The organism is Streptomyces sp. NBC_01460, from assembly GCF_036227405.1.
GTDB lineage: Bacteria > Actinomycetota > Actinomycetes > Streptomycetales > Streptomycetaceae > Streptomyces.
Map to the genome: position 1 here is coordinate 5656737 of NZ_CP109473.1, position 25738 is coordinate 5682474.

The 25738-nt window shown below is 71.5% G+C and carries 25 protein-coding genes and 1 tRNA gene; 23 read left to right on the top strand and 3 right to left on the bottom strand.

The genetic code is table 11. From position 1 onward, the window contains the following. The first annotated feature begins 111 nt into the window (after positions 1 to 111). The 5 genes from glyA (OG488_RS25670) (at position 112) to OG488_RS25690 (ending at position 5268) form a co-directional block, all read left to right on the top strand. Positions 112 to 1392, top strand: a complete 1281-nt coding sequence (glyA, locus tag OG488_RS25670) for a serine hydroxymethyltransferase (RefSeq protein ID WP_329232859.1) — start codon at positions 112 to 114, stop codon at positions 1390 to 1392. Positions 1393 to 1554: 162 nt separating this feature from the next. Continuing rightward, a complete protein-coding gene (locus tag OG488_RS25675; protein WP_329232861.1) occupies positions 1555 to 2646 on the top strand; it encodes a nuclease-related domain-containing protein in 1092 nt (363 codons plus the stop codon). Positions 2647 to 2743: 97 nt separating this feature from the next. Next, positions 2744 to 3703, top strand: a complete 960-nt coding sequence (locus tag OG488_RS25680) for a D-2-hydroxyacid dehydrogenase family protein (protein ID WP_329232863.1) — start codon at positions 2744 to 2746, stop codon at positions 3701 to 3703. An 81-nt stretch (positions 3704 to 3784) separates the two neighbouring features. Further along, positions 3785 to 4480, top strand: a complete 696-nt coding sequence (locus OG488_RS25685) for a formylglycine-generating enzyme family protein (protein WP_329232865.1) — start codon at positions 3785 to 3787, stop codon at positions 4478 to 4480. Positions 4481 to 4536: 56 nt separating this feature from the next. Beyond that, positions 4537 to 5268, top strand: a complete 732-nt coding sequence (locus tag OG488_RS25690) for a DUF7873 family protein (RefSeq protein ID WP_329232867.1) — start codon at positions 4537 to 4539, stop codon at positions 5266 to 5268. 525 nt (positions 5269 to 5793) lie between these two features. Here the strand turns inward: OG488_RS25690 and OG488_RS25695 are convergent. Together OG488_RS25695 and OG488_RS25700 are read right to left on the bottom strand one after the other, a co-directional pair. After that, complete coding sequence (locus tag OG488_RS25695; RefSeq protein ID WP_329232869.1) at positions 5794 to 6420, bottom strand: hypothetical protein; 627 nt, start codon at positions 6418 to 6420, stop codon at positions 5794 to 5796. Positions 6421 to 6427: 7 nt separating this feature from the next. Continuing rightward, positions 6428 to 6607, bottom strand: coding sequence for a hypothetical protein (locus OG488_RS25700; RefSeq protein ID WP_329239336.1), 180 nt, complete (start codon positions 6605 to 6607; stop codon positions 6428 to 6430). Between OG488_RS25700 and OG488_RS25705 the strand changes: the two genes are divergently transcribed. Continuing rightward, entirely contained in the window at positions 6593 to 7519 is a 927-nt protein-coding gene (locus OG488_RS25705) for a 3'-5' exonuclease (RefSeq protein WP_329238999.1), read from the top strand. The two genes, OG488_RS25700 and OG488_RS25705, sit on opposite strands and share 15 nt — an antisense overlap. Before the next feature lie 145 nt (positions 7520 to 7664). Here OG488_RS25705 and OG488_RS25710 read toward each other — a convergent pair. Then, positions 7665 to 7736 (bottom strand) — tRNA-Arg (locus OG488_RS25710). Positions 7737 to 7945: 209 nt separating this feature from the next. On the opposite strand from OG488_RS25710, the gene OG488_RS25715 reads away from it, so the two are divergent. From OG488_RS25715 to OG488_RS25795, 17 genes are all read left to right on the top strand, one after another. Continuing rightward, positions 7946 to 8428 carry a response regulator gene (locus OG488_RS25715; RefSeq protein ID WP_329232871.1) on the top strand — a complete coding sequence of 161 codons (483 nt, stop codon included), beginning with the start codon at positions 7946 to 7948 and terminating at the stop codon, positions 8426 to 8428. A gap of 80 nt (positions 8429 to 8508) precedes the next feature. Continuing rightward, a complete protein-coding gene (nrtL, locus tag OG488_RS25720; RefSeq protein ID WP_329232872.1) occupies positions 8509 to 9588 on the top strand; it encodes an ArgS-related anticodon-binding protein NrtL in 1080 nt (359 codons plus the stop codon). 24 nt (positions 9589 to 9612) lie between these two features. Then, a complete protein-coding gene (gene lysA, locus OG488_RS25725; RefSeq protein ID WP_329232874.1) occupies positions 9613 to 11004 on the top strand; it encodes a diaminopimelate decarboxylase in 1392 nt (463 codons plus the stop codon). A 95-nt stretch (positions 11005 to 11099) separates the two neighbouring features. Next, positions 11100 to 12410, top strand: coding sequence for a homoserine dehydrogenase (locus tag OG488_RS25730; protein ID WP_329232876.1), 1311 nt, complete (start codon positions 11100 to 11102; stop codon positions 12408 to 12410). Between the two features lie 6 nt (positions 12411 to 12416). After that, positions 12417 to 13487 (top strand): threonine synthase, encoded by a 1071-nt coding sequence (gene thrC / locus OG488_RS25735; protein WP_329232877.1) that lies wholly within the window; start codon positions 12417 to 12419, stop codon positions 13485 to 13487. Between the two features lie 264 nt (positions 13488 to 13751). Continuing rightward, positions 13752 to 14669: a homoserine kinase gene (gene thrB, locus OG488_RS25740; RefSeq protein WP_329232878.1), complete on the top strand. Its 918-nt coding sequence runs from the start codon at positions 13752 to 13754 to the stop codon at positions 14667 to 14669. 388 nt (positions 14670 to 15057) lie between these two features. Beyond that, positions 15058 to 17127 carry a transcription termination factor Rho gene (rho, locus tag OG488_RS25745; protein ID WP_329232880.1) on the top strand — a complete coding sequence of 690 codons (2070 nt, stop codon included), beginning with the start codon at positions 15058 to 15060 and terminating at the stop codon, positions 17125 to 17127. Positions 17128 to 17314: 187 nt separating this feature from the next. Continuing rightward, positions 17315 to 17536, top strand: coding sequence for a hypothetical protein (locus OG488_RS25750; protein WP_329232882.1), 222 nt, complete (start codon positions 17315 to 17317; stop codon positions 17534 to 17536). Between the two features lies 1 nt (position 17537). Next, positions 17538 to 17687 (top strand): hypothetical protein, encoded by a 150-nt coding sequence (locus OG488_RS25755; RefSeq protein ID WP_329232884.1) that lies wholly within the window; start codon positions 17538 to 17540, stop codon positions 17685 to 17687. A 183-nt stretch (positions 17688 to 17870) separates the two neighbouring features. Further along, positions 17871 to 18974 carry an LCP family protein gene (locus OG488_RS25760; protein ID WP_329232886.1) on the top strand — a complete coding sequence of 368 codons (1104 nt, stop codon included), beginning with the start codon at positions 17871 to 17873 and terminating at the stop codon, positions 18972 to 18974. Positions 18975 to 19151: 177 nt separating this feature from the next. Beyond that, positions 19152 to 19376 (top strand): 50S ribosomal protein L31, encoded by a 225-nt coding sequence (gene rpmE, locus OG488_RS25765; RefSeq protein WP_329232888.1) that lies wholly within the window; start codon positions 19152 to 19154, stop codon positions 19374 to 19376. 153 nt (positions 19377 to 19529) lie between these two features. After that, positions 19530 to 20606 carry a peptide chain release factor 1 gene (gene prfA / locus OG488_RS25770; RefSeq protein ID WP_205022357.1) on the top strand — a complete coding sequence of 359 codons (1077 nt, stop codon included), beginning with the start codon at positions 19530 to 19532 and terminating at the stop codon, positions 20604 to 20606. A gap of 46 nt (positions 20607 to 20652) precedes the next feature. Further along, positions 20653 to 21498, top strand: coding sequence for a peptide chain release factor N(5)-glutamine methyltransferase (gene prmC, locus OG488_RS25775; protein WP_329232890.1), 846 nt, complete (start codon positions 20653 to 20655; stop codon positions 21496 to 21498). A 67-nt stretch (positions 21499 to 21565) separates the two neighbouring features. Continuing rightward, the gene (locus OG488_RS25780) at positions 21566 to 22213 is read left to right on the top strand and encodes an L-threonylcarbamoyladenylate synthase (protein ID WP_329232891.1); all 648 of its coding nucleotides are present in this window, start codon (positions 21566 to 21568) and stop codon (positions 22211 to 22213) included. Beyond that, positions 22210 to 22851, top strand: a complete 642-nt coding sequence (locus tag OG488_RS25785) for an arsenate reductase/protein-tyrosine-phosphatase family protein (protein WP_033298366.1) — start codon at positions 22210 to 22212, stop codon at positions 22849 to 22851. The genes OG488_RS25780 and OG488_RS25785 overlap by 4 nt, the downstream gene beginning before the upstream one ends. 106 nt (positions 22852 to 22957) lie before the next feature. Next, the gene (gene glyA, locus OG488_RS25790) at positions 22958 to 24229 is read left to right on the top strand and encodes a serine hydroxymethyltransferase (protein ID WP_329232894.1); all 1272 of its coding nucleotides are present in this window, start codon (positions 22958 to 22960) and stop codon (positions 24227 to 24229) included. Between the two features lie 105 nt (positions 24230 to 24334). Beyond that, complete coding sequence (locus tag OG488_RS25795; protein WP_329232896.1) at positions 24335 to 25705, top strand: MraY family glycosyltransferase; 1371 nt, start codon at positions 24335 to 24337, stop codon at positions 25703 to 25705. Positions 25706 to 25738 lie beyond the last annotated feature (33 nt).

Here is a 25738-nt window from a genome sequence, read left to right on the forward strand (position 1 = left end):
CGAGGGAGCGGCACACTCCGGGCACGCCCGGGGCGTCATCGCCGGAGGGCCGTCCGCCTGGGCAATCCGGGTCCACGTCGCCCCCGTGCGACCGACCCGGGAGGAACCCCCGTGGCCGTACAGCCGTCCGATGCCCGCCGCCCCGCCCTCGCAGCGGCCGATCCGGAGCTCGCCGCCCTCGTGAACGCCGAGGAGAGGCTCCAGGCGGACACCCTGCGCCTGATCCCCAGCGAGAACTACGTGTCCTGCGCCGTGCTGGAGGCGTCCGGCACCGTCCTCCAGAACAAGTACTCCGAGGGGTACCCCGGCAAGCGGTACTACGAGGGCCAGCAGGTCATCGACCAGGTGGAGAGCCTCGCCGTCGAGCGGGCCAAGGCGCTGTTCCGGATGGAGCACGCCAACGTCCAGCCGTACTCCGGTTCCCCCGCGAACCTCGCCGTCTACCTGGCCTTCCTGGAGCCCGGCGACACCGTCCTCGGGATGTCGCTGCCGATGGGCGGGCACCTCACCCACGGCTGGGGTGTCTCGGCCACCGGGACGTGGTTCAGGGGTGTGCGGTACGGCGTGCGGCGCGACACCGGCCGCATCGACCTGGACGAGGTGCGCGACCTCGCCCGCGCCGAGCGGCCCAAGCTGATCTTCTGCGGGGGCACCGCCGTGCCCCGCGTCATCGACTTCGCGGGGTTCGCCGACATCGCCCGTGAGGTGGGAGCGGTGCTGGTCGCCGACGTCGCCCACATCGCGGGCCTGATCGCCGGCGGCGCGCATCCCTCGCCCGCCCCCTACGCGGACGTGGTGTCCACCACCACCCACAAGACCCTGCGCGGGCCGCGCGGCGCGATGCTGCTGACCCGGGCCGAGCACGCCAGGGCCGTCGACCGCGCCGTCTTCCCGGGCCTCCAGGGAGGCCCGCACAACCAGACGACCGCCGCCATCGCGGTCGCGCTGAAGGAGGCGGCGGGGCCGGACTTCGCCGCGTACGCCCACCAGGTCGTCGCCAACGCCCGTGCGCTGGGCGAGGAACTGGCGGCACGCGGCTTCGACCTCGTGTCGGGCGGCACGGACAACCACCTGCTGCTGGCCGACCTCACGGGGAAGGGCGTCTCCGGCAAGATCGCGGCCAAGGCGCTCGACCGGGCCGGGATCGTCGTCAACTACAACACCGTCCCGTACGACCCCCGCAAGCCCTTCGACCCGTCCGGCATCCGCATCGGGACCCCCGCCCTGACCTCGCGGGGCGTCCCCGCCTCCGAGATGGGAGCGGTCGCGCAGTGGATCGACCTCGTGGTCGACGCCGCTCGTACAGGTGATGAAACGACCGTTTCCAAGGTCCGGGACGAAGTGAGGACCATGATGGACGCCTATCCGGCGCCCGGCCTCCCCCTGGCCTGAGCGGGGCGCCGGAGCGGTCCGGTCCGGTGCACGCCGGGCCCGGACCGCTCCGGAACGCCGCCGCCCCGACTCCGCGCGCCCGCTCTGCGCCCTGTGCGGGGGCCGGACCGCCGTACAGGCTGGGGGAGCAAGGACGCCGGAGGGGTGAACAGAGGGGGAACGATGCAGGATCTCAAGGTCACGTCGTGGCAGCTCTTCGGGCACGACCGGCTCTACGTGAATCTGCCGGACGGCACCGCGATCGGATGGGCGGACCGGGGCAGCGGCACGATCACGGTCCTGCACCCGCGCTACCGCGACGCCGTGACCGACGCGCTCGCGCGCCAGGTCCCGGACCTGCCGGCCCTGGTCGGCGAGGACGCCCCGGCCGTGGTGCCCGGTCCGCCCGCGCCGCCGGTGATCCCGCGGATCCCGCCCATGCGGGGGATGCGGAAGCGTGGCGGCGCCGGGCGGGACCCCGCGCCTCCCGCACCCGCGGTGGAGCCGGTGGCCGTGCGGGAGCCGGAGCCCGACTCCGTGCCCGTACAGGACCGGGCGTCCGCGCCCATCGCGGCACCCTCCGCGGGGTCCGCGCCGGATCCGGCGAGCGCCCCGCAGGCGGAGCGGCGCCGGAGACCGGCCGTCCTGCCCCCGCTGACACCCGCGAGCGACCTCGCTCCACGACGGCCGGGGGCCGGGCTGCGCGAGCAGCTCGGCGAGTCCGCGACGGGGGCCCTCGTACGGGCGGCGACCGGGGCGCTGCGGCGGACCAAGGAGGCCGACCCCCGGCGCGGAGCACTCGCGGGGGAGCGGAGGGTCGGGGCGGAGCTCAAGCGCCTGACCCGGCACGGCTGGCGGGTCCTGCACTCCGTCCCGCTTCCCGACGGCACGGAGATCGGGCATCTGCTCATCGGGCCCGGAGGGGTCTTCGCGGTGACTACGGAACACCGTCCCGACGCGTCGGTGCGGATCGGGGACGGCACACTGCGGATCGGCGACGGCACCCCGCAGCCGTACGACCTCGGCGGCTCCCCGGGCGCCCACCGGGCCCGGGCGGCGCTGGAGGCCCACTGCACCTTCGACGTGCCCGTGCAGACCGTGCTGGTGTTCACCGGGGTCACCGCCCTGGAGGTGGTCGCGCCCCCGCCCGGTGTCCGCGTCTGCCGCGAGCGCGAACTGTCCGCCCTCGCACCGCTGACGGGGGTGCTCACCGCCACCCAGGTGGAGCGGGTCTACGACGTCGCGCGGAACGCGGAGGCCTGGCCGGACGCGTGAACCCGGGGCCCGGCCGGTAGATTCCCCGGTGCTGCCGCAGTGCTGCCGCACCGACCGCCGCCGGTGCCGTCGCCGCGCCGCCGAAGGGGAAGACGCCATGAAACTCCGCTGTGCCGTGCTCGACGACTACCAGTCCGTGGCGGCCACCGCCGCGGACTGGTCCCCCGTCACCGACGACATCGAGGTGGTCAGCTTCGCCGCGCACTGTGCCACCGAGAACGAACTCGCCTCGCGGCTGGCCGACTTCGACGTCGTGGTCACCCTCCGGGAGCGGGTGCCGTTCCCCGCGACGCTGCTCGGGCGACTGCCCAGGCTCCGGCTGATCGTCGCCTCGGGCATGCGCAACACGTCCATCGACTACGCCGCCGCCGAGCAGCAGGGGATCACCGTCTGCGGCACCGCCAGCACCGCCACACCGCCCGTCGAGCTCACCTGGGCGCTGCTGCTCGGGCTCGCACGGGGAGTCGTGACCGAGGCCAACTCCCTGCGGAACGGCGGTCCCTGGCAGTCCACCGTCGGAGCCGACCTCCACGGCCGCAGGCTCGGGATCCTCGGCCTGGGGAAGATCGGCGGCAGGGTCGCCACGGTCGGCCGCGCGTTCGGCATGGAGGTGGTGGCCTGGAGCGAGAATCTCACCCTGGAGAGGGCCGAGGAGGCGGGAGCCCTGCTCGCCACGTCGAAGGAGGAGCTCCTGGAGACCAGCGACTTCGTCTCCGTACACCTGGTCCTGAGCGAGCGCACCCGGGGGATGCTGGGCGCGAAGGAGCTCGCGCTGATGCGGCCCGGCAGCTACCTGGTCAACACCTCCAGGGCGGCGATCGTCGACCAGGACGCCCTGCTGGACGTCCTGCGCCGAGGCGCCATCGCGGGGGCGGGCATCGACGTGTTCGACGTCGAGCCCCTCCCGGCGGACCACCCGATGCGCAGCGCGCCGCGCCTCCTGGCCACCCCGCACCTGGGCTACGTCTCGCAGGCCAACTACGCGGCGTACTACGGGGACGCCGTCGAGGACATCCGCGCCTGGCTCGACGGGGAGCCGGTCCGCAGGCTCGGCTGAGGTGGTTCACCGGCGGTCGCGCACCGGTCGAAGTAGCCTGTGCCCGGGGGCACTTCGGCCCTCCGGACAGGGAGGCGCCCCGTGAGCCTGCTCGACGACGAGACGGCGGCGGGCATGCTCCGGATGCCCGCCGGCACCGTCGACCTCCGTGACGACCGCCGCGGTGCGCGGTGGCAGGAGACCGTGGAGCCCTTCCTGCTCGCCCGCCTCCCCGTCACCCTCGGCCAGTACTGGGCCCTGACGGGTGCCACCCCCGATCCCGCCGTGTCCCACGCCCGGCCGGTGACGAACGTCAGCTGGCTCGACGCCGTCGGCCTGTGCAACCGCTTCTCGGCCCGCGTCGGACTGGACCCGGCCTACTCCCACGACGCGGTGAGCGGCGAGGTGATCCGCGACCCGGCCGCCGACGGCTACCGCCTGCCCACGGAGGCGGAGTGGCAGTACGCCTGCAAGGCGGGCACCACCGGCTACCGCTACGGCGAACTCGACGACATCGCCTGGTACGAGGGCAACGCGGGCGGCCGGCTCCACGACGTCGGAGGCAGGTCCCCGAACGCCTGGGGGCTCTACGACATGCTGGGCAACGTCTGGGAGTGGTGCTGGGACCTCTACGACGAGGAGGTCTACGGCGCCTACCGCACCTTCCGCGGTGGTGGCTGGGCCGAGACGGAGCGCGGCTGCGGCGCCACGGTGCGCCGCCGCAGCCACCCCACCTTCGCGATCGACGACCTCGGCTTCCGGATGGCCCGGAGCCTCCGGGCCGGGGACGACGAATAATCGCGCGACCGACCGAATCGGGTGCGGTACGTTCCTGATCACTCGAAGGGGGCGAAGTGACGAAGCTCAACCAGATCATCGCCGTGGAGAAGGGTGTCAAGAGCAAGTCGCTCCAGGACATCACCGCGGCCCACCACAAGGTGCAGAAGCCCGTACCGCTGGCCGGCATCTCGCGTACGTACCAGCCGAAGGACGAGGAGGGCGAGCAGCTTCCGCCCGAGTCCACGCGCGTACAGGTCAAGGCCGAGGACGTGGTGCGGGAGATGGCGGTGTCGCTGACCCGGCTCTTCGACGTGACGGCCACCAAGGACTGGGCCAACTGCTCCGCCCGCGCGGACGTGACCGTCGACGGACGGGTCGTCGTCCCCGAAGTCCCGGTCAGCTACCTGCTCTTCCTGGAGAAGCAGCTCACCGACCTGCACACCTTCGTGAAGAAGCTCCCGGTGCTCGACGCCTCCGAGTCCTGGTCGCTCGACCCGTCCACGGACTGGTGGAGGACCGACCCGGTCCGCACGATCCGGACGAAGAAGGTCCCCCGCAACCACGTCAAGGCCGAGGCGACGGAGAAGCACCCGGCGCAGGTCGACGTGTACTACGAGGACGTGCCGATCGGATACTGGACGACCGTGAAGTTCTCCGGCGCGCTGCCCGCCCGGCGGGTCAACGAGCTGCTGGAGAAGGTCGAGAAGCTCCAGCACGCGGTGAAGTTCGCCCGCGAGGAGGCCAACGGCGCCGAGGTCACCGACCAGCGGGTCGGCGACGCAGTGTTCGGCTACCTGTTCGGCTGACCCCGGGCACGAGGCGACACCCCGAGAACGCCCCCGCGCGATGGCGTGGGGGTGCGCACCCTGCACGAGGCGGAACTGAGGTCCGCCCCGTGTGACGAGCGCAAGCTGAAACTGAACGTTCAGCCTGAAGACGCGGTAACGGTGGAGGTTCGAGTCCTCCCCCCGGCACCACCTGCCGGGGTGGCCCAACATGGCAGAGGCAGCCGCGATCACTCTCAGACTCTCGCTCCAGCTTCAGTATCGCCATCGACTGCCAGATCGACCGAGTACGGACGAACACCTTTGAATGCTGGTTCGAATCCGGCCTGCGCCTCTGCCACGGCGCGGTAGTTCAATGGAAGAACGCGAGGGTATGACGACTGATCCGCACTCTTAAACGGCGCTGGCACGCGCAATTGGGTGGCAACCCCAGGGGCCCGGGAGCTGGATACGACTCCCGGGCTCCGCCACGCCCGGGCCGGACAGGAAGGGCGTGCCACATGCCGCCGAGGGCGTCGTCCCCCATCTCCGTGAAACGCCTGAAGGCTACGGAGCCTTGCTCGCGGGAGGGGGCGTCACGGACGGTTCGATGGTCGACCGGACGTAGATCCGCGTGGTGCCGGGTGTGAACTCGTGGGCGAAGAGATCGACGCAGCGTTGGAGGTACTTGCCCTCCGGGGTCGCGAGGTCGTCCGGGCACAGGCTGATTCTCCGCAGTCCCTGGACGAACGTTTCCGGCTCAGGCAGCCCCAGGTGGCCGAACGCTGCCGCAGGGCGGTAGTCCTTCTCCTCGGGATGAAAATTTTTGATCATCTCGGTGCCGTCCTGGATGAGCCGGCCGGTATACGTTTCCGCCTCGTCGGTCGGGAGCACGAAGGACAGGAGCCCGGTGTCGTAGCGCTCCCCGACCTTGTAACCCGCCCGACGATCCGATGCCGTGTCCGGGATGCGGATGCCCATCCGGTCGCTCATCCAGCCAGGCGTGGCTCCGTCTTCCCAGCAGCAGGTCATCTCCTTGTCCATCAAGTCCGAGGAGACCTTGTCCGTGACGCAGGAGACCACACCGATCGTGCCGGCGGCGCAGGCGAGAAGAACCGACAGGACGATGACGGCGACAGGCATGCGACGGCGTACAGGCGGCTCGTCGGCAGCGGTCTTGCTGAAGCTTTTCATCGGTCCTCTATCGCGCTTCCTGCTGCTCACGGCCCGGGTCCGATCGGTCGCCCTCGCGCCCGGGCTCGTCCGGCGCGGGCAGGGGTTCCTGGTTCGGGGTGGATCCGCCCAGATCGTAGTGCTTGACGGAGCTGCTGCCCGCCATGTCGAACTCCTGGGCGATGCCTGTGGTGTGGAGGCGAGCCATCCGGCCGTCCGGAATACACCGCGATACCGCCACGTCGTCGTGGACGAGGCGCAGGACCTGTCCGCCTCGCACCGGCGGATGCTCCGGGCCATGGTCCCGAGGGGCCCGAACGACATCTTCCTTGTCGGCGACGCCCACCAGCGCATCTACGCCCACCATGTCATCCTCGGCAGGCTCGGAATCGAGACACGGGGACGCGCCGCACGCCGGCTCACCCTCAACTACCGGACCACACGCGAATTCCTCCGCAGCGCGGGCGGCCTCGTCACAGGTGAGACTTTCGACGACCTCGACGGAGGCGACGACAGCCTTCAGGGCTACCGGTCGGTGCTGACGGGCATGGCTCCCCAATTCTGGCGGGCTCCTGACTGGCATGCCGAGATGCGGGCTGTCGCCACTCTGATTCAGGAGCACCACGACAACTACGGCACGCCCTACCGGGCCATGGCGATCAGCGTCCCCGACGGTGCTGCGGCCACCCAGATGGCGGGCATGCTTGCCCGTGCCCCTTTCGGCATCCCGGCTGTGGAACTCGGCAGGGACGGCGTGCGGGGTGATCGAGATGCCGTACGCATCGGCACCATGTACCGCTTCAAGGGCTTGGAGTTCCAGCGCGTCTTTCTGACCTCGGTGAGTGACGGTCAGATTCCGCACCAGCGCATCGAGCAGCATCGTCCTGCCAACCCGGATCGCTACCGGCAGGAGGAACAACGGGCCCGTTCCCTTGTTTTCGTGGCCGCCACCCGCGCCCGCGATGAACTGGTCATCACCTGGAACGGCCGTTCAAGCCGCTTCCTCCCCCGAAGACGCCGCACGCACAGCCCGTGCTGCCTCGACGCTCGTCTCACCCGACGGGTCGCCGTCGGGGTCGGCGGCAGCCTGAACGGAGCCGCTCGGGTGCCGAGGCGTTAAGGGGCCGGTACCGGAGTGCCGGCCCCACGGCTCCGGCCGGGTGCGCGCGGAGTTGCTTTTGCCTCACAAAGGACCGGGCAAGGAAAAAGACCTCCTGCCCAGTGTTTCCACTGACCAGAAGGTCTTTTCGGCACTTCCTGCGAAGTGCCCCCGGCAGGATTCGAACCTGCGCACCCGGCTCCGGAGGCCGATGCTCTATCCCCTGAGCTACGGGGGCGATATCGCTGCTCTGGGCGGCGACGAGTGAAACCCTACCAGCTCCGACCGGGTGTCCGGGAACAGGTATTTCCGCGTCGCCGGGACCGGCACGGGAACCGCCACGGGACCGGCGCCCGCACCGCGGTGGACCGGCTGCGGGGCCGCGTGCGGGGGTGTGCCCCCGGCCGGTCCCCGGGAGGGGCGCCCGCCACCCCCGTGGGGGCGGAAGTGGGCAAAACCCGGACGCAGGTACTCCGCTCGACCTACCCTCGAAGGGTGTCAGGGGCGTACGGCCGCGTGCTTGTTGTCGACGACAACAAGGTCATCCGGCAGCTGATCAGGGTCAATCTCGAGCTGGAGGGCTTCGAGGTCGTGACCGCGGCCGATGGCGTCGAGTGCCTGGACCTGGTGCACGAGGTCTGCCCGGACGTGATCACCCTCGATGTGGTGATGCCCCGGCTCGACGGACTGCAGACCGCGGCCCGGCTGCGCGCCGATCCACGGACCGAGCACCTTCCCGTCGCCGTCATCAGCGCCTGTACGCCCCACGAGGCGGACTCCGGCGCGGCCGCCGGGGTCGACGCCTTCCTGGCCAAGCCCTTCGAGCCGAGCGAGCTGGTGCGCATGGTGCGCCGGCTGGCCCGCCGGGAGGATCCCGCCCCGTTCGACGGCAGGCGCGGCGCGGGGACGGCGGGGAGCACGGCCGGCTGACCGCGCGTCCGGCCGGGGTCCCTGCCCGCATGGCGAAACCGGTTGGCGAAGTGCCCCCCGTCCTCCCATACGCTTGTCCCGTGACCCCCGCCGATCTCTCCCGGACCGTGCTGCGCGCCGTGCGCCGCGCGGTCGACGAGGACGCCCTGCGCGCCCCCGTCCCCGCGCGGGTGCGGGTGGAGAGGACACGGCCCGGGGGGAGCGGGGACTACGCCTGCGCGGTGGCCCTGCAGCTGGCGGGGCCCGCGGGGCTCCCGGCGCGCGGAGTGGCCGAGATCCTGCGGGAACGGGTCGCGGGCGCGCCCGGCATCGGGCGGGTCGAGATCACCGGCCCCGGATTCCTGAACTTCACGCTCGACGCGACGACCGGCGCCGAGACCCGCGCCGCACGCGTGCGCGAGGTGCGCGAGCTGGGCCTCCGGTACGGGAGGGTCACCACGGAGGCCGGGCGCCTCCAGCGCCTCCACCATCCCCGCGAGATCCGGGCCGCCGTACTCGCGCAGACCGTGGCGCGTCTCCTGCGCACCCAGGGCGGTCAGGTGATCGTCAGCTGCACGGAGGAGCCCGGCCCCCGCTGGGAGGAGCTGGGGGTCAGGACCGGCCCGCACCCCGGGGCCGAGGAGACGGAGAAGACGGTGGAGAGCGCCGGGATCCGCGCCGTCCCCGCCGGTGCCACGGCCGGGGCGCTGGTGGACCGGCTGGGCCGCGACGCCGCGCTCTGGGGGCTCCAGCGGCCCGCCGCCCACGACCACGCGCCCCTGGGGGACGGCCTCCTCGTACAGGGGGAGACCAACCCGCTCTTCCTGGTCCGCTACGCCCACGCCCGCGCCCGCGCGCTGACCCGTGAGGCGGCGCGGCTCGGCCTCACCGCCGGGTACGACACCGACGTCGACGCGCCCGCGCTGCACACCGCGCTCGCCGACCACCCCGGCGTGCTCGCCACCGCCGCACGCCTGCACGCGCCCGACCGGGTCGCCCGGCACCTGGAGACCGTGGCGGACGCCTTCCTCGACTTCCACGGCACGACCCCGCCGCTCCCCGTCGGCGACGAGAAACCCTCGGCCGCCCACCGTTCCCGGCTGGCCCTTGCCGAAGCCGCCGGGACGGTGCTGGCCGGCGGCCTGTTCGTGCTCGGCATCCACGCGCCCCCACACGTCTGACGAGAGACCTGAGAGAGCAGAACGATGAGCCGATCCGCACACCCCGCCGGCCCCCGCCACGCCGACGTCCTTCCCGAGGGCCACTACTCCGCCCCGGCCACCGACCTGAACGAGCTGGACGCGAAGGTCTGGTCCCGTACCGTCACCCGTGACGCCGACGGCGCGCTCACCGTCGGCGGGATGGAAGTCGCCCGTCTCGCCGAGGAGTTCGGCACCCCGGCGTACTTCCTGGACGAGTCGGACTTCCGGGCGCGCTGCCGTGCCTGGGCGGACGCCTTCGGGCCGGACGCCGACGTGTTCTACGCGGGGAAGGCCTTCCTGTCGCGCGCCGTGGTGCGCTGGCTCACGGAGGAGGGGCTGAACCTCGACGTCTGCTCCGGCGGTGAGCTGGCCACCGCGCTGGACGCCGGGATGCCCGCCGAGCGCATCGCCTTCCACGGCAACAACAAGACCGTCGCCGAGATCGAGCGGGCCGTCGAGGCGGGCGTCGGGCGGATCGTGCTGGACTCGTTCCAGGAGATCGTCCGGGTCGCGCACACCGCCCAGCGGCTCGGCACCCGCCAGCGCGTGCAGATCCGGGTCACGGTCGGCGTCGAGGCCCACACCCACGAGTTCATCGCCACCGCCCACGAGGACCAGAAGTTCGGCATCGCGCTGGCGGGCGGCCAGGCGGCGGAGGCGGTCCGCAGGGCGCTCACGCTGGACGGCCTGGAGCTCATCGGCATCCACTCGCACATCGGCTCGCAGATCTTCGACATGGCCGGCTTCGAGGTGTCCGCGCGGCGCGTGGTGCAGCTGCTCGCCGAGGTCCGCGACGAGCACGGTGTCGAGCTCCCCGAGATCGACCTCGGCGGAGGCCTCGGCATCGCGTACACCAGCGACGACGACCCGCGCGAGCCCCACGAGATCGCCAAGTCGCTCGGCGACATCGTGACCAGGGAGTGCGAGGCGGCCGGCCTGCGGACCCCCCGCATCTCCGTCGAGCCGGGCCGGGCGATCGTCGGCCCCACCGCGTTCACGCTGTACGAGGTCGGCACCATCAAGCCCCTGGAGGGGCTGCGGACGTACGTGAGCGTCGACGGCGGGATGTCGGACAACATCCGCACCGCGCTGTACGACGCCGAGTACAGCGTCGCGCTCGTCTCGCGCACCTCCGACGCCGAGCCGATGCTGGTACGCGTCGTCGGAAAGCACTGCGAGAGTGGTGACATCGTGGTCAAGGACGCGTTCCTGCCGTCCGACCTGGCTCCCGGCGACCTGATCGCCGTGCCCGCCACCGGCGCGTACTGCCGTTCCATGGCGAGCAACTACAACCACGCCCTGCGCCCGCCGGTCGTCGCTGTGCGCGACGGACAGGCCCGGGTCATCGTCCGGCGCGAGACGGAGGAAGATCTCCTGCGGCTCGATGTCGGCTGATGAAATTTACATCTCAAAATCCGGACGGGTGGCAGAAACCCCCGTCCGGTGAGTGAGACTGGTCCACACATCAGAAGTATGAGAAACGAGGTCGGATGATGCGTACGCGTCCGCTGAAGGTGGCGCTGCTGGGCTGTGGAGTGGTCGGCTCAGAGGTGGCGCGCATCATGACGACGCACGCCGACGACCTCGCCGCGCGCATCGGTGCCCCGGTCGAGCTCGCCGGTGTGGCCGTCCGCCGGCCCTCCAAGGTGCGGGAGGGAATCGACCCCGCGCTGATCACCACCGACGCGACCGCCCTGGTCAAACGGGGCGACATCGACGTCGTCGTGGAGGTCATCGGGGGCATCGAGCCCGCCCGCACGCTCATCACGACCGCCTTCGAGCACGGCGCGGGCGTCGTCTCGGCCAACAAGGCGCTGCTCGCCGAGGACGGCTCCGCGCTCCACGCCGCCGCAGAGAAGCACGGCCGCGACCTCTACTACGAGGCGGCCGTCGCCGGCGCCATCCCGCTCGTACGGCCGCTGCGCGAGTCCCTCGCGGGGGACAAGGTCAACCGGGTGCTCGGCATCGTCAACGGCACGACCAACTTCATCCTCGACAAGATGGACACCAGCGGCGCCGGGTACTCCGAGGCGCTCGACGAGGCCACCGCGCTCGGGTACGCCGAGGCCGACCCGACCGCCGACGTGGAGGGCTTCGACGCCGCCGCGAAGGCCGCCATCCTCGCCGGCATCGCCTTCCACACCCGGGTGAGGATCGGCGAGGTGCACCGCGAGGGCATCACCGAGGTCACCGCCGCCGACATCGCCTCCGCCCGCCGCATGGGCTGCACCGTCAAGCTCCTCGCCATCTGCGAGCGCGCCGCCGACGGCAATTCGGTCACCGCCCGCGTGCACCCCGCGATGATCCCGCTCAGCCACCCGCTGGCCTCCGTCCGCGAGGCGTACAACGCGGTCTTCGTCGAGGCCGAGGCCGCCGGGCAGCTGATGTTCTACGGTCCCGGCGCCGGCGGCGCCCCGACCGCGTCCGCGGTCCTCGGTGACCTCGTCGCGGTGTGCCGCAACATCATCGGCGCGACCACCGGCCCCGGTGAGTCCGCGTACACGCGCCTGCCCGTCAGCCCCATGGGCGATGTCGTCACGCGCTACCACATCAGCCTCGACGTGGCCGACAAGCCTGGCGTACTCGCCCAGGTCGCGACGGTCTTCGCCGAACAGGGCGTGTCGATCGACACGGTCCGCCAGCAGAGCCGGCCGGACAGTCAGGAAACCGGCGGCGAGGCATCTCTCGTCGTCGTCACCCACCGCGCGCCCGACGCCGCCCTCTCCGGGACCGTCGAAGCGCTGCGCAAGCTGGACACCGTGCGCGGTGTGGCCAGCATCATGCGTGTTGAAGGGGAGTAAGGACCCATGACCAGCAAGGGCACCCACCAGTGGCGCGGCATCATCGAGGAGTACCGGGACCGTCTTCCGGTCACGAGCACGACGCCGGTCGTCACACTCCGTGAGGGCGGCACGCCGCTCGTCCCGGCGCAGGTCCTCTCCGAGCGCACGGGCTGCGAGGTGCACCTCAAGGTCGAGGGCGCCAACCCCACCGGGTCGTTCAAGGACCGCGGCATGACCATGGCCATCACCCGGGCCAAGGAGGAGGGGGCGCAGGCCGTCATCTGCGCCTCCACCGGCAACACCTCGGCCTCCGCCGCCGCGTACGCGGTGCGCGCCGGCATGGTCTGCGCCGTCCTCGTGCCGCAGGGCAAGATCGCGCTCGGCAAGATGGGGCAGGCGCTCGTCCACGGCGCGAAGATCCTCCAGGTCGACGGCAACTTCGACGACTGCCTGACCCTGGCCCGCAGCCTCTCGGACAACTACCCGGTGGCGCTGGTCAATTCGGTCAATCCGGTCCGCATCGAGGGCCAGAAGACCGCCGCGTTCGAGATCGTCGACGCGCTCGGCGACGCCCCCGACATCCACGTCCTGCCGGTGGGCAACGCGGGCAACATCACGGCGTACTGGAAGGGCTACAAGGAGTACGCGGGGGACGGCGTCTCCACGCACTCCCCGCGCATGTGGGGCTTCCAGGCGTCCGGTTCCGCGCCGATCGTGCGCGGCGAGATCGTCAAGGACCCGGCGACCATCGCCACCGCGATCCGCATCGGCAACCCGGCGTCCTGGCAGTTCGCGCTGGACGCGCGCGACGAGTCGGGCGGCTTCATCGACGAAGTGACCGACCGTCAGATCCTGTCGGCGTACCGCCTGCTGGCCTCCCAGGAGGGCGTCTTCGTCGAGCCCGCCTCGGCGGCGTCGGTGGCCGGTCTGCTCAAGGCGGCCGAAGAGGGCAAGGTCGACCCCGGCCAGAAGATCGTCTGCACCGTCACCGGCAACGGCCTCAAGGACCCCGACTGGGCCGTCGCGGGCGCGCCGCAGCCGGTCACCGTGCCGGTGGACGCCGTGGCCGCGGCCGAGAAGCTGGGCCTCGCGTAACCGGCCCTGCCGCAGCTCAGCCGCCCTTCCGGGCGGAGAGCGCATAGGAGGCGTGCGACACGCATCGTGCGCCTCCTGTGCGCCCTATGTCGCCACGGAACCTTCCTTCGATAAGCTGTGCACGACCCGCCCCGCCGCATCCGCCGCGGTGCAGCAGCCGTCGTGACTGCCGGGCCTCCCCGCACCCCGCACAACGGCACCCCACGCACATCGAAGTACCCTGCACAACATCCCCGCCGCCGTACAGGAAGAGTCGTCCAACCGATGGCCGGTCCCGCGTTCCGAGCCGCCGCCGTCCGGGTGCGCGTCCCCGCAACCAGCGCCAACCTGGGCCCGGGTTTCGACGCCCTCGGCCTCTCGCTGGGGCTCTACGACGACGTCGTCGTCCGGGTCGCCGATTCCGGGCTGCACATCGACATCGCGGGTGAGGGCGCCGAGACGCTGCCCCGCGACGAGAACCACCTGCTCGTACGCTCCCTGCGCACGGCCTTCGACCTGCTCGGCGGGCAGCCCCACGGCCTCGAGATCGTCTGCGCCAACCGCATCCCGCACGGCCGCGGCCTCGGTTCCTCCTCCGCCGCCATCTGCGCCGGGATCGTCGCCGCCCGCGCCGTGACGACCGGTGGCGAGGCCCGTCTCGACGACGCCGCCCTGCTGGAGCTGGCCACCGAGATCGAGGGTCACCCCGACAACGTCGCCGCGTGTCTCCTCGGCGGATTCACCCTCGCCTGGATGGACGGCGGAGCCGCCAGGGCGATCCGGATGGACCCCGCGGACTCCGTCGTTCCGGTGGTCTTCGTGCCGGCCACGCCGGTGCTCACCGAGACCGCCCGCGGCCTGCTGCCGCGCACCGTCCCCCATGTGGACGCCGCGGCCAACGCCGGCCGTGCGGCCCTGCTCGTCGAGGCCCTGACCAGGCGCCCCGAGCTGCTGCTGGCCGCCACCGAGGACCGGATCCACCAGGAGTACCGGGGCCCGGCGATGCCGCAGAGCGTGGAGCTGGTGAACCGGCTGCGCGCCGACGGCGTCCCCGCTGTCATCTCCGGCGCGGGGCCCACCGTGCTCGCGCTGACGGAGGAAGGTTCGGCCGACAAGGTCGCCCGGCTGGCGGGTGAGGGCTGGGCCGCGAACCGGCTCGCTCTCGACGCCGCCGGCGCGAGCGTGTTGCCGCTCGCCGCGTAGTCCCACGTGATTGCCGGTGCATGAGAGGGGGAATGTTTGTTGGAGCCGGTAGTGTTAACCTCAAGTCAGCAATCGACGTCTTCGTGGCGCGTTGCTTCGTGTCCCCCTCCGGGACCACCACTCTTCCGGGAGCCTCCCCGACTGCCTGAGCATCCTGCCTGAGCTTTCGAGCACGCTCCGGAACCGGCACGACACCCTCTTGCTCGTCCAGGAGTGGGCCGAGCAGGGGGATCTCGCGCCGGAACCCCGCACATTCGTCTCTCCGCCGTACCCGGCGGACCACCGCCCCGGCACGGTCCGCGATCGACACGATCAACAGACCGCAGTCGGACAGCACAACCGGTCGCCGAGCCAGAAGGCCGACGTCCGCTCCAGGGAAGGACCCTTCGTGAGCGACACCACCGATCTGATGGGCGTGACTGCCGACAAGAGCGTCGACAGCTCCGTGCCCGCCGAAGGTGCTGCCACTGGCACCACCGCACGGCGCCGCCGCTCCGGCACCGGCCTCGAGGGCATGGTCCTGGCCGAGCTGCAGCAGGTCGCGTCCGGCCTCGGCATCAGGGGGACTGCGCGGATGCGCAAGAGCCAGCTGATCGAGGTCATCAAGGAGGCGCAGGCCGGAGGCTCCTCCGCCCCCGCCTCCAAGGCCGCCGCGTCCGCCGGTACGGACGCCGCGAGCAAGCCGAAGCGGCGCGCCACGTCCAAGTCGCGCACCGGTGACGAGACCGCTGCCGCCCCGGCCGCCGACAAGGCCGCCGCCCAGCAGCAGATCGACATTCCCGGTCAGCCGGCCAACGACGAGCAGCCCGCGGGCGAGCGCCGCCGTCGCCGGGCCACCGCGCAGGCGGGGAGCCCCGACACCAAGGGCGAGTCCAAGGCCGAGGCCAGGACCGAGCCGAAGGCGGAGCCGAAGTCCGAGCCGAAGGGCGAGGGCCGTCAGGACCGCTCCGACGAGCGCGGCGAGGTGAAGGCCGACGCGAAGGCCGAGTCCGCCACGGACACCGCCGAGGGCCGTCGCGGTGACCGCCAGGACGGCCGTCGCGGTGACCGCCAGGACCGCGGTGACCGCGGGGACCGCCGGGACCGTCAGCGCGACCGCCGCGGCAAGGGCGACGACCAGGGCCAGCAGGGCGGCGGACGCCGTCAGGGCCAGCAGGGCGGCGGCCAGAACCAGGGCCCGCAGGGCGGCGGCCCCCAGCAGGACGACGGTTTCGACGACGAGGGCGGCCGTCGCGGCCGCCGGGGCCGTTACCGCGACCGCCGCGGCCGTCGTGGCCGTGACGACTTCGCGCCCGACGTCCAGGTGGCCGACGACGACGTCCTGATCCCCGTCGCGGGCATCCTCGACATCCTCGACAACTACGCGTTCATCCGGACCTCCGGCTACCTGCCGGGCCCCAACGACGTGTACGTCTCGCTCGCCCAGGTCCGCAAGAACGGCCTGCGCAAGGGTGACCACGTCACCGGTGCGGTGCGCCAGCCCAAGGACGGCGAGCGCCGCGAGAAGTTCAACGCGCTGGTCCGTCTGGACTCCGTCAACGGCATGGCGCCGGAGAGCGGCCGCGGCCGTCCCGAGTTCCAGAAGCTGACCCCGCTGTACCCGCAGGACCGGCTCCGCCTGGAGACCGACTCCAACGTCCTGACCACCCGGATCATCGACCTGGTCGCACCGATCGGCAAGGGCCAGCGAGGCCTGATCGTGGCCCCGCCGAAGACCGGTAAGACCATGATCCTGCAGGCCATCGCCAACGCGATCACGGTCAACAGCCCCGAGTGCCACCTGATGGTCGTCCTGGTCGACGAGCGTCCGGAAGAGGTCACCGACATGCAGCGGTCGGTGAAGGGCGAGGTCATCTCCTCGACCTTCGACCGTCCCGCCGAGGACCACACCACGGTCGCCGAGCTCGCCATCGAGCGCGCGAAGCGCCTCGTGGAGCTGGGCCACGACGTCGTGGTCCTGCTGGACTCGATCACCCGTCTGGGCCGCGCCTACAACCTGGCGGCACCGGCTTCCGGCCGCATCCTGTCCGGTGGTGTCGACTCGACCGCGCTGTACCCGCCGAAGCGCTTCTTCGGTGCCGCGCGCAACATCGAGGACGGCGGCTCGCTGACGATCCTGGCCACCGCGCTCGTCGAGACCGGCTCGCGCATGGACGAGGTGATCTTCGAGGAGTTCAAGGGCACCGGCAACATGGAGCTCAAGCTCGACCGGAAGCTCTCCGACAAGCGCATCTTCCCGGCGGTGGACGTCGACGCGTCCAGCACCCGTAAGGAAGAGATCCTTCTCGGCACCGATGAACTGGCCGTCACCTGGAAGCTGCGCCGGGTTCTTCACGCACTCGACCAGCAGCAGGCCATCGAACTGCTGCTGGACCGCATGAAGAAGACGCAGTCGAATGCGGAGTTCCTGCTCCAGATCCAGAAGACGACTCCCGGCAGCGGCAACGGGAACGACTGACCGAACGCCTGGACCGGGCAGTTCAACCGTTCCTCGAATCCGCCCCGTCACTTCGGTGACGGGGCGGATTTCTGCATCTGCCGTTCAACTCGCCGTCACCGGTGCGGGCGGCGACGTCGAAGCCTGCGACATCTGGACCGTGACCTCTGCCAGGACTTGATCGCACGTCAGACCTCCATGGAGGGACGTGTGCCGGCTGCACCGGTCCGCGAGCAGCTCGACCGACGCGAAGACGAAGATCTTCAGCAACTGGAGGACCGTCCGCGAGATCGTCACCCCCGGCGACGTGAACGGCGACGTGAACGGCGACGTGAACGGCGGCGGCAAGGGCGGCCTGATCGTCCGCCGAGCCGGCACCGGCGACATCCTCCCACTGGTCCGCATGCAACCTGCCGATCACACCGGGTGAAGTGAACGGCGACGGCAGGGCCGACCTGCCGGCACGTTCCGCCACCGGAGGCCTGTACCTCGCCGAGGGCACGGGCAGGGGCGCCTCGGAGATCTTCGCCACAGCGATGAAGATCGGAACCGGCTGGGCCGGGTACCACACCATCGCCTGAAACCCCAGGTGAGCGGCGGGGTGACCGGACAACCGCCCACCTCCGCTGTGGTCCCCGTCCCCGGGCGGGGACCACAGCGCGTTGTGCAACGCTTCTCGCTGCTCCGGCGTCCTGACGAGTGACGCCGGACCACGCCCGTGCACCACGGCAGGGGGTAACAGCGAGCAGCGGAAGAGGGAACGCATGAGCGAGCAGAGCAGGAGCACCGGCCGAATACGTGGCACCGGAAGCCGCCGGAGGAAGCCGTCGCGGGCCCGCCGGGTGAAGCGGATCGCCCTGTGGGGCGCGGCCGCCCTGGTGGTCGTCGGCGGGTCCGGGCTCGGTTACGCCTACTTCACCCTCAACGGGAATCTGAAGGGCGTCGACATCGACGCCGCGCTGGGCGCCGAGCGTCCCGACGACGTGGACAACGGCTCGCAGGACATCCTGGTGCTCGGATCGGACTCCCGCTCCGGCGCCAACGCGAAGTACGGCGAGGACGAGGGGTCGGCGCGGTCGGACACCGCGATGGTCGTGCACGTCGACAAGGGCCACACGTCGGCGAGCGTGGTCTCCGTCCCCAGGGACACCCTCGTCGACCGCCCCGCCTGTGCGAGCGACACCACCGGCGAGCAGGTCCGCGGGCAGAAGCAGACCATGTTCAACACGGCGTACGCCGTCGGCGGCCCCGCCTGTGCCGTGAAGACCGTCGAGAAGATGTCCGGCATCCGCATGGACCACTACGTCGAGGTCGACTTCACCGGGTTCAAGAAGCTCATCGACGAGCTCGGCGGTGTGAAGATCACCACCGCGAAGGCGATCGACGACCCCAACAGCCACCTCGCGCTCAAGCCCGGCCCGCACGTCCTGAGCGGGGAGCAGTCCCTCGGTCTCGTCCGTACGCGTGAGAGCGTCGGGGACGGCAGTGACCTGGGCCGTATCCAGCTCCAGCAGGCGTTCGTCAAGGCGTTGATGGACCAGGCGAAGAGCGTCGGGGTCTTCTCCGACCCGCAGACGCTCTTCGGGCTCGCCGACACCGCGACCAAGGCCGTCACCACCGACTCCGAGCTGGCCTCCGTCAAGAAGCTCACCGGCTTCGCCAACGGGCTCAAGGGCCTCGGCTCGTCGAACGTCGACATGGTCACGCTGCCCGTGGAGTACGACCCCGAGTCCCCGAACCGGGTACTGCCGCAGGAGAAGGCCGGACAGCAGGTGTGGGCGGCGCTCAAGCAGGACAAGCCCATCCCGGCGTCCGCCACCGCGAAGTCGGCCGGCGACAAGGGCGACGCGGGGAAGGTCGTGCGGTAACGCACGTTCCGTCACCGTGCGACCGCGCATGGTTCCCCGAACGGCACGGGAATATGCGCGGCAGGGTCCTCGTTTTGGGAGATACGGCCGGTCCTGGCAGACTGGTACGTCGGCCCCGGTTCACGGACGCGCAATCCGCGCGAACGACCCGGAGCCCTCCCGAAACTAGGAGACACCTTGAAGCGCGACATTCACCCCCAGTACGTCGAGACCCAGGTCAGCTGCACCTGTGGCGCGTCGTTCACCACCCGGAGCACCCTGGACGGCGGCGCGATCCGTGCCGACGTCTGCTCCGAGTGCCACCCGTTCTACACGGGCAAGCAGAAGATCCTCGACACCGGTGGCCGCGTGGCCCGCTTCGAGGCCCGCTTCGGCAAGGCCGCCGGCTCCGCCAGCAAGTAGCGAGCCACTGCGCCGGTTCCCGACGCCCCTCACCGGGCGCCGGGGCCGGCGTTTTTTCCGGCTGTGCGGCCGGCCGCCCCGCGAGGCGCGGCACCGGAGGCACACCGTCCAGCAGGCCCGCAGACGTATGACGCAGAAACCAGGAGCCCGAAGATGTTCGAGGCGGTCGAGGAACTGATCGGCGAGCACGCCGATCTCGAGAAGAAGCTCGCCGACCCGTCGGTCCACGCCGACCAGGCCAACGCGCGCAAGCTCAACAAGCGCTACGCGGAGCTGACCCCGATCGTCTCCACCTACCGGTCCTGGAAGCGGACCGGCGACGACATCGGGACCGCCCGCGAATTCGCCGCCGACGACCCGGACTTCGCCGCCGAGGTCAAGGTCCTGGAGAAGCAGCGCGAGGAGATCACCGAGAAGCTCCGCCTCCTCCTGGTCCCGCGCGACCCCAGCGACGACAAGGACGTGCTCCTGGAGATCAAGGCGGGCGCGGGCGGCGACGAGTCCGCACTGTTCGCCGGTGACCTCCTGCGCATGTATCTGCGCTACGCCGAGCGCGTCGGCTGGAAGACCGAGATCATCGACTCCACCGAGTCCGAGCTCGGCGGCTACAAGGACGTCCAGGTCGCCGTGAAGACCAAGGGCGGCAACGGCGCCACCGAGCCCGGCCAGGGCGTCTGGGCGCGGATGAAGTACGAGGGCGGGGTGCACCGCGTGCAGCGCGTGCCCTCGACCGAGTCGCAGGGCCGCATCCACACCTCGGCCGCCGGCGTGCTCGTCACCCCCGAGGCGGAGGAGGTCGACGTCGAGATCCACGCCAACGACCTCCGTATCGACGTCTACCGCTCCTCGGGCCCCGGTGGGCAGTCCGTCAACACCACGGACTCCGCCGTCCGCATCACGCACCTGCCGACCGGTGTCGTCGCCTCCTGCCAGAACGAGAAGAGCCAGCTCCAGAACAAGGAGCAGGCCATGCGCATCCTGCGGTCCCGGCTGCTGGCCGCCGCACAGGAGGCGGCCGAGCAGGAAGCCTCCGACGTGCGCCGCAGCCAGGTGCGCACCGTGGACCGCTCCGAGAAGATCCGGACGTACAACTTCCCGGAAAACCGGATCTCGGACCACCGCGTCGGCTTCAAGGCGTACAACTTGGACCAGGTGCTCGACGGCGACCTCGACGCGGTCATCCAGGCCTGCGTCGACGCCGACTCCGCCGCCAAGCTCGCCGCCGCGTAAGCCGCGCCCGCCCCGCCCCGCTCGTGAACCCGTACGGAGAACCGCGATGAACCTGCTGCTCGCCGAGGTGGCCCAGGCCACCCAGCGGCTGGCCGACGCCGGTGTCCCCTCACCGCGATTCGACGCCGAGGAACTCGCCGCGTTCGTGCACGGTGTCAAGCGGGGCGAACTGCACCACGTGCCGGACGCCGACTTCGACGCCCGCTACTGGGAGACGATCGCCCGCCGCGAGAACCGCGAGCCGCTCCAGCACATCACCGGCCGCGCCTTCTTCCGCTACCTGGAGCTCCAGGTCGGGCCGGGTGTCTTCGTGCCCCGCCCGGAGACCGAGTCGGTCGTCGGCTGGGCGATAGACGCCGTACGCGCGATGGACGTCGTGGAACCCCTGATCGTCGACCTCTGCACCGGATCGGGCGCGATCGCGCTCGCCATGGCGCAGGAGGTGCCGCGTTCGCGCGTGCACGCCGTGGAGCTGTCCGAGGACGCCCTGAGGTGGACCCGGAAGAACGCCGAGGGGTCCAGGGTCACCGTCCACCGCGGCGACGCCCTGAGCGCCCTTCCCGAACTCGACGGGCAGGTCGACCTGGTCATCTCCAACCCGCCCTACATCCCGCTCACCGAGTGGGAGTACGTGGCGCCGGAGGCCCGCGACCACGACCCGCAGATGGCGCTCTTCTCCGGCGAGGACGGCCTCGACACCATCCGCGGCATCGAACGCACCGCACACCGGCTGCTCCGCCCCGGCGGGCTCGTCGTCATCGAGCACGCCGACACCCAGGGCGGCCAGGTGCCGTGGATCTTCACCGAGGAGCGGGGCTGGGCCGACGCGGCCGACCACCCCGACCTCAACAAGCGCCCCCGGTTCGCGACGGCCCGCAAGGCCATGCCGTGACCACCGGGACGCCGGCACCGCACGATCCCTACCCGCCCCACCCGTACATGTCCGAGGAGGCCGGCTGATGGCACGGCGATACGACTGCAACGACGCGACCGACCGTACGACCGGCCTGCGTGAAGCCGCGTCCGCCGTCCGCCGCGGCGAACTGGTCGTGCTGCCCACCGACACCGTGTACGGGATCGGTGCGGACGCCTTCAGCTCCGAGGGCGTCGCCGACCTGCTCGACGCCAAGGGCCGCGGACGCAACATGCCGACCCCTGTCCTGATCGGCTCCCCGAACACCCTGCACGGTCTGGTCACCGACTTCTCCGAGCAGGCGTGGGAGCTCGTCGACGCGTTCTGGCCCGGCGCCCTCACCCTCGTCGCCCGGCACCAGCCGTCGCTCCAGTGGGACCTCGGCGACACCCGGGGCACCGTCGCCGTACGGATGCCCCTGCACCCGGTCGCCATCGAGCTGCTCACGGAGGTCGGCCCGATGGCCGTCTCCAGCGCCAACCTCACCGGACACCCCTCTCCCGAGGACTGCGACGCCGCCCAGGGGATGCTCGGCGACAGCGTCTCCGTCTACCTCGACGGCGGCCCGACCCCCGGCATCGTCCCGTCGTCGATCGTCGACGTCACCGGCAAGACCCCGGTCCTGCTGCGGGCCGGCGCGCTCTCGGTCGAGGAACTCCGCAAGGTGGTACCCGACCTCGAGGTGGCCAATTGACCGCCCCTGAGGGGCGTGGCATAGCGGGGCGGCACGACACTTTCCGCATCCTCCACGTCAGCACCGGCAACGTCTGCCGCTCGCCCATCACCGAGCGGCTGACCCGGCATGCCCTCGTGGACCGCCTCGGAGACCCGCTCAGCGGCGGCCTCATCGTGGAGAGCGCGGGCACCTGGGGGCACGAGGGCGCGCCCATGGAGGCCAACGCCGAGGTCGTCCTCGCCGACTTCGGCGCGGACGCCACCGGCTTCGTCGGCCGCGAGCTCCTCGACGAGCACGTGATCCGCGCGGACCTGGTCCTCACCGCCACCCGCGACCACCGCGCCCAGGTGATCTCCATGGGCCACTCGGCGGGCCTGCGGACCTTCACCCTCAAGGAGTTCACCCGGCTGGTGCGGGCCATCGACCCCGCGACCCTGCCCGACGCCCGTGAGGAGGGCGTCGTCGAGCGCGCCCGCGCGCTGGTGCGCGCCGCGGCGGCCCTGCGCGGGTGGCTGCTGGCCCCCACGGCGGAGGCGGACGAGGTCTACGACCCGTACGGCGCGCCGATCACGTTCTTCCGTTCCATCGGCGACGAGATCAGCCAGGCGCTCGATCCGGTCATGACGGCACTGACCGGAGTACGCGCCCCGCACTGAGGTGCGCCGACCGGCGTAGAGGGGCGTCCGGCAGCGGGCAGGCCGCCCGGGGCGGGCCTACATTGGATCTGACGCCACGCACCCCCCTCCAGGCCCGGAGCCCTCGATGCCGGTCACCACTCCCGCCGCACCCGCGCCGCCGGACACCGCCCTGCCGCAGGACTTCGGCGCCCTGCTCCGCCAGGACCCGGAGGTCGGCGGCATCCTGCTGGCCGAGGCCGGCCGGCAGTCGAGCACGCTCCAGCTCATCGCCGCGGAGAACTTCACCTCGCCCGCAGTCCTCGCCGCCCTCGGCTCGCCGCTCGCCAACAAGTACGCCGAGGGCTACCCCGGGGCCCGCCACCACGGCGGCTGCGAACAGGCCGACGCCGTCGAACGCGTCGCGGTCCGGCGGGCCGTGTCGCTCTTCGGAGCCGAGCACGCCAACGTCCAGCCGCACTCGGGCTCCTCGGCCGTCCTGGCCGCCTACGCCGCCCTCCTGCGCCCCGGTGACACGGTGCTGGCCATGGGGCTCCCGTCCGGGGGACACCTCACCCACGGCGCTCCGGGCAACTTCTCCGGACGCTGGTTCGAGTTCGCCGGTTACGGCGTCGACCCCGACAGCGGGCTCATCGACTACGCGCAGGTCCGCGCCCTCGCCCGGGCCCGGCGCCCCAAGGCGATCGTCTGCGGATCGATCTCGTACCCCCGGCACCCCGATTACGAGCAGTTCCGGGACATCGCGGACGAGGCCGGCGCGTACCTGATCGCGGACGCCGCCCATCCGATGGGGCTGATCGCCGGGGGAGCGGCGCCCAGCCCGGTGCCGTACGCCGACGTGGTGTGCGCCACGACGCACAAGGTGCTGCGCGGACCGCGCGGAGGCATGATCCTCTGCGGTGCCGAGCTCTCCGAGCGGATCGACCGCGCGGTGTTCCCGTTCACCCAGGGCGGCGCCCAGATGCACACGGTCGCGGCGAAGGCCGTTGCCTTCGGGGAGGCGGCGGCGCCCGGCTTCGCGGTCTACGCCCACCGGGTCGTCGCACACGCCCGCGTCATGGCGGCCGCCCTCGAGGCCGAGGGCTTCGAGGTCGCCACGGGCGGCACGGACACCCACATCGTCGTCGCGGACCCCGGCCCGCTGGGCGTCGACGCGCGCACCGCCCGTGAGCGGCTGACGGCCGCGGGGATGGTGCTGGACACCTGCGCGCTGCCGTACGGGGACGCGCGCGGCATCCGGCTCGGCACGGCGGCCGTCACCACCCAGGGCATGGACGCGGACGACATGACACGGATCGCGTCCCTGCTCGGTGCGGCCGTGCGCGGGGAGGGCGACGCCGACGGGCTGCGGGACGCGGTGCGCGGTATGGCTGAGCGCAATCCGCCGTATCCGGGGTAGACGGCCCTGATGAGCTATGTGCAACCAACACCCGTGGCTCGGTGTCCTTGCTCATGAGACTAGGGTGTGGGGCTGAGATGGCCGGCGAATTCTGTGGGGCAGCCCGTGCGTGATTACCTGCTGACGCTCTGTGTCACGGCCGCAGTGACCTATCTGCTGACCGGACCGGTGCGGAAGTTCGCCATCGCGGTCGGGGCGATGCCCGCGATCCGTGCGCGTGACGTCCACCGGGAACCGACTCCCCGGCTCGGTGGCATCGCCATGTTCGGCGGGCTGTGCGCGGGGCTGATCGTCGCGGACCACCTGTTCAACCTGAACAGCGTCTTCGAACTGTCCAACGAACCCCGGGCCCTGCTCTCCGGCGCCGCCCTGATCTGGCTGATCGGCGTCCTGGACGACAAGTTCGAGATCGACGCGCTGATCAAGCTCGGCGGGCAGATGATCGCCGCCGCCGTCATGGTCATCCAGGGTCTGACGATCCTGTGGCTGCCCATCCCCGGCGTCGGCACGGTCGCGCTCACGCAGTGGCAGGGCACGCTGCTCACGGTCGCCCTGGTCGTGATCACCATCAACGCGGTCAACTTCGTCGACGGGCTGGACGGCCTCGCGGCCGGCATGGTCTGCATCGCGTCCGCGGCGTTCTTCCTGTACACCTACCGGCTCTGGTACGGGTACGGCATCGAGGCGGCCGCCCCGGCGACGCTCTTCGCCGCGATCCTGATGGGCATGTGCCTCGGCTTCCTGCCGCACAACATGCACCCCGCCCGGATCTTCATGGGCGACTCCGGGTCGATGCTCATCGGCCTGGTGCTGGCCGCCGGCGCGATCTCCGTGACCGGGCAGGTCGACCCGGACGTCATGAAGCTCTTCCTGGAGGGCAGCGAGCGGCAGGCGACCCACGCGATGCTGCCGGTCTTCATCCCGCTGCTGCTGCCACTGACGATCATCGCGATCCCTGCCGCGGACCTGGTGCTGGCCATCGTGCGGCGGACCTGGAACGGCCAGTCGCCGTTCGCGGCCGACCGCGGGCACCTGCACCACCGGCTGCTGGAGATCGGGCACTCGCACAGCAGGTCCGTGCTGATCATGTACTTCTGGTCGGCGCTGATCGCCTTCGGCGCCGTCGGCTACTCCGTCCACTCCGCGTCGCTCTGGATCGTGCTGGTCATCGTGGGGCTCAGCGCCGTGGGCCTCATCCTGCTGCTCATGCCGCGCTTCACCCCGCGCGCCCCGCTCTGGGCCGAGTCCTTCGTGCCGCCGCGCTACCGCAGGCGCCGGCGCACGGACGCGGAGGAGTCCGCGGACGCCGCGGACGTGAGCGCGCGGTCTCAACAGGGCCCCGACGGCTCGCACATGGCTTCCCCGGTGCCGGACAGGGCCTCGGTCTCCGTGGGCGTCTCCGGCGTCAACGGAGCGACCGCGATCGGCCCCCGTTCGCGGTTCGCGGATCGGGACCGTGCCGACTCCCCGCGTTGACGACCACGGTGCAGAAGTCCCCATACCAGACAA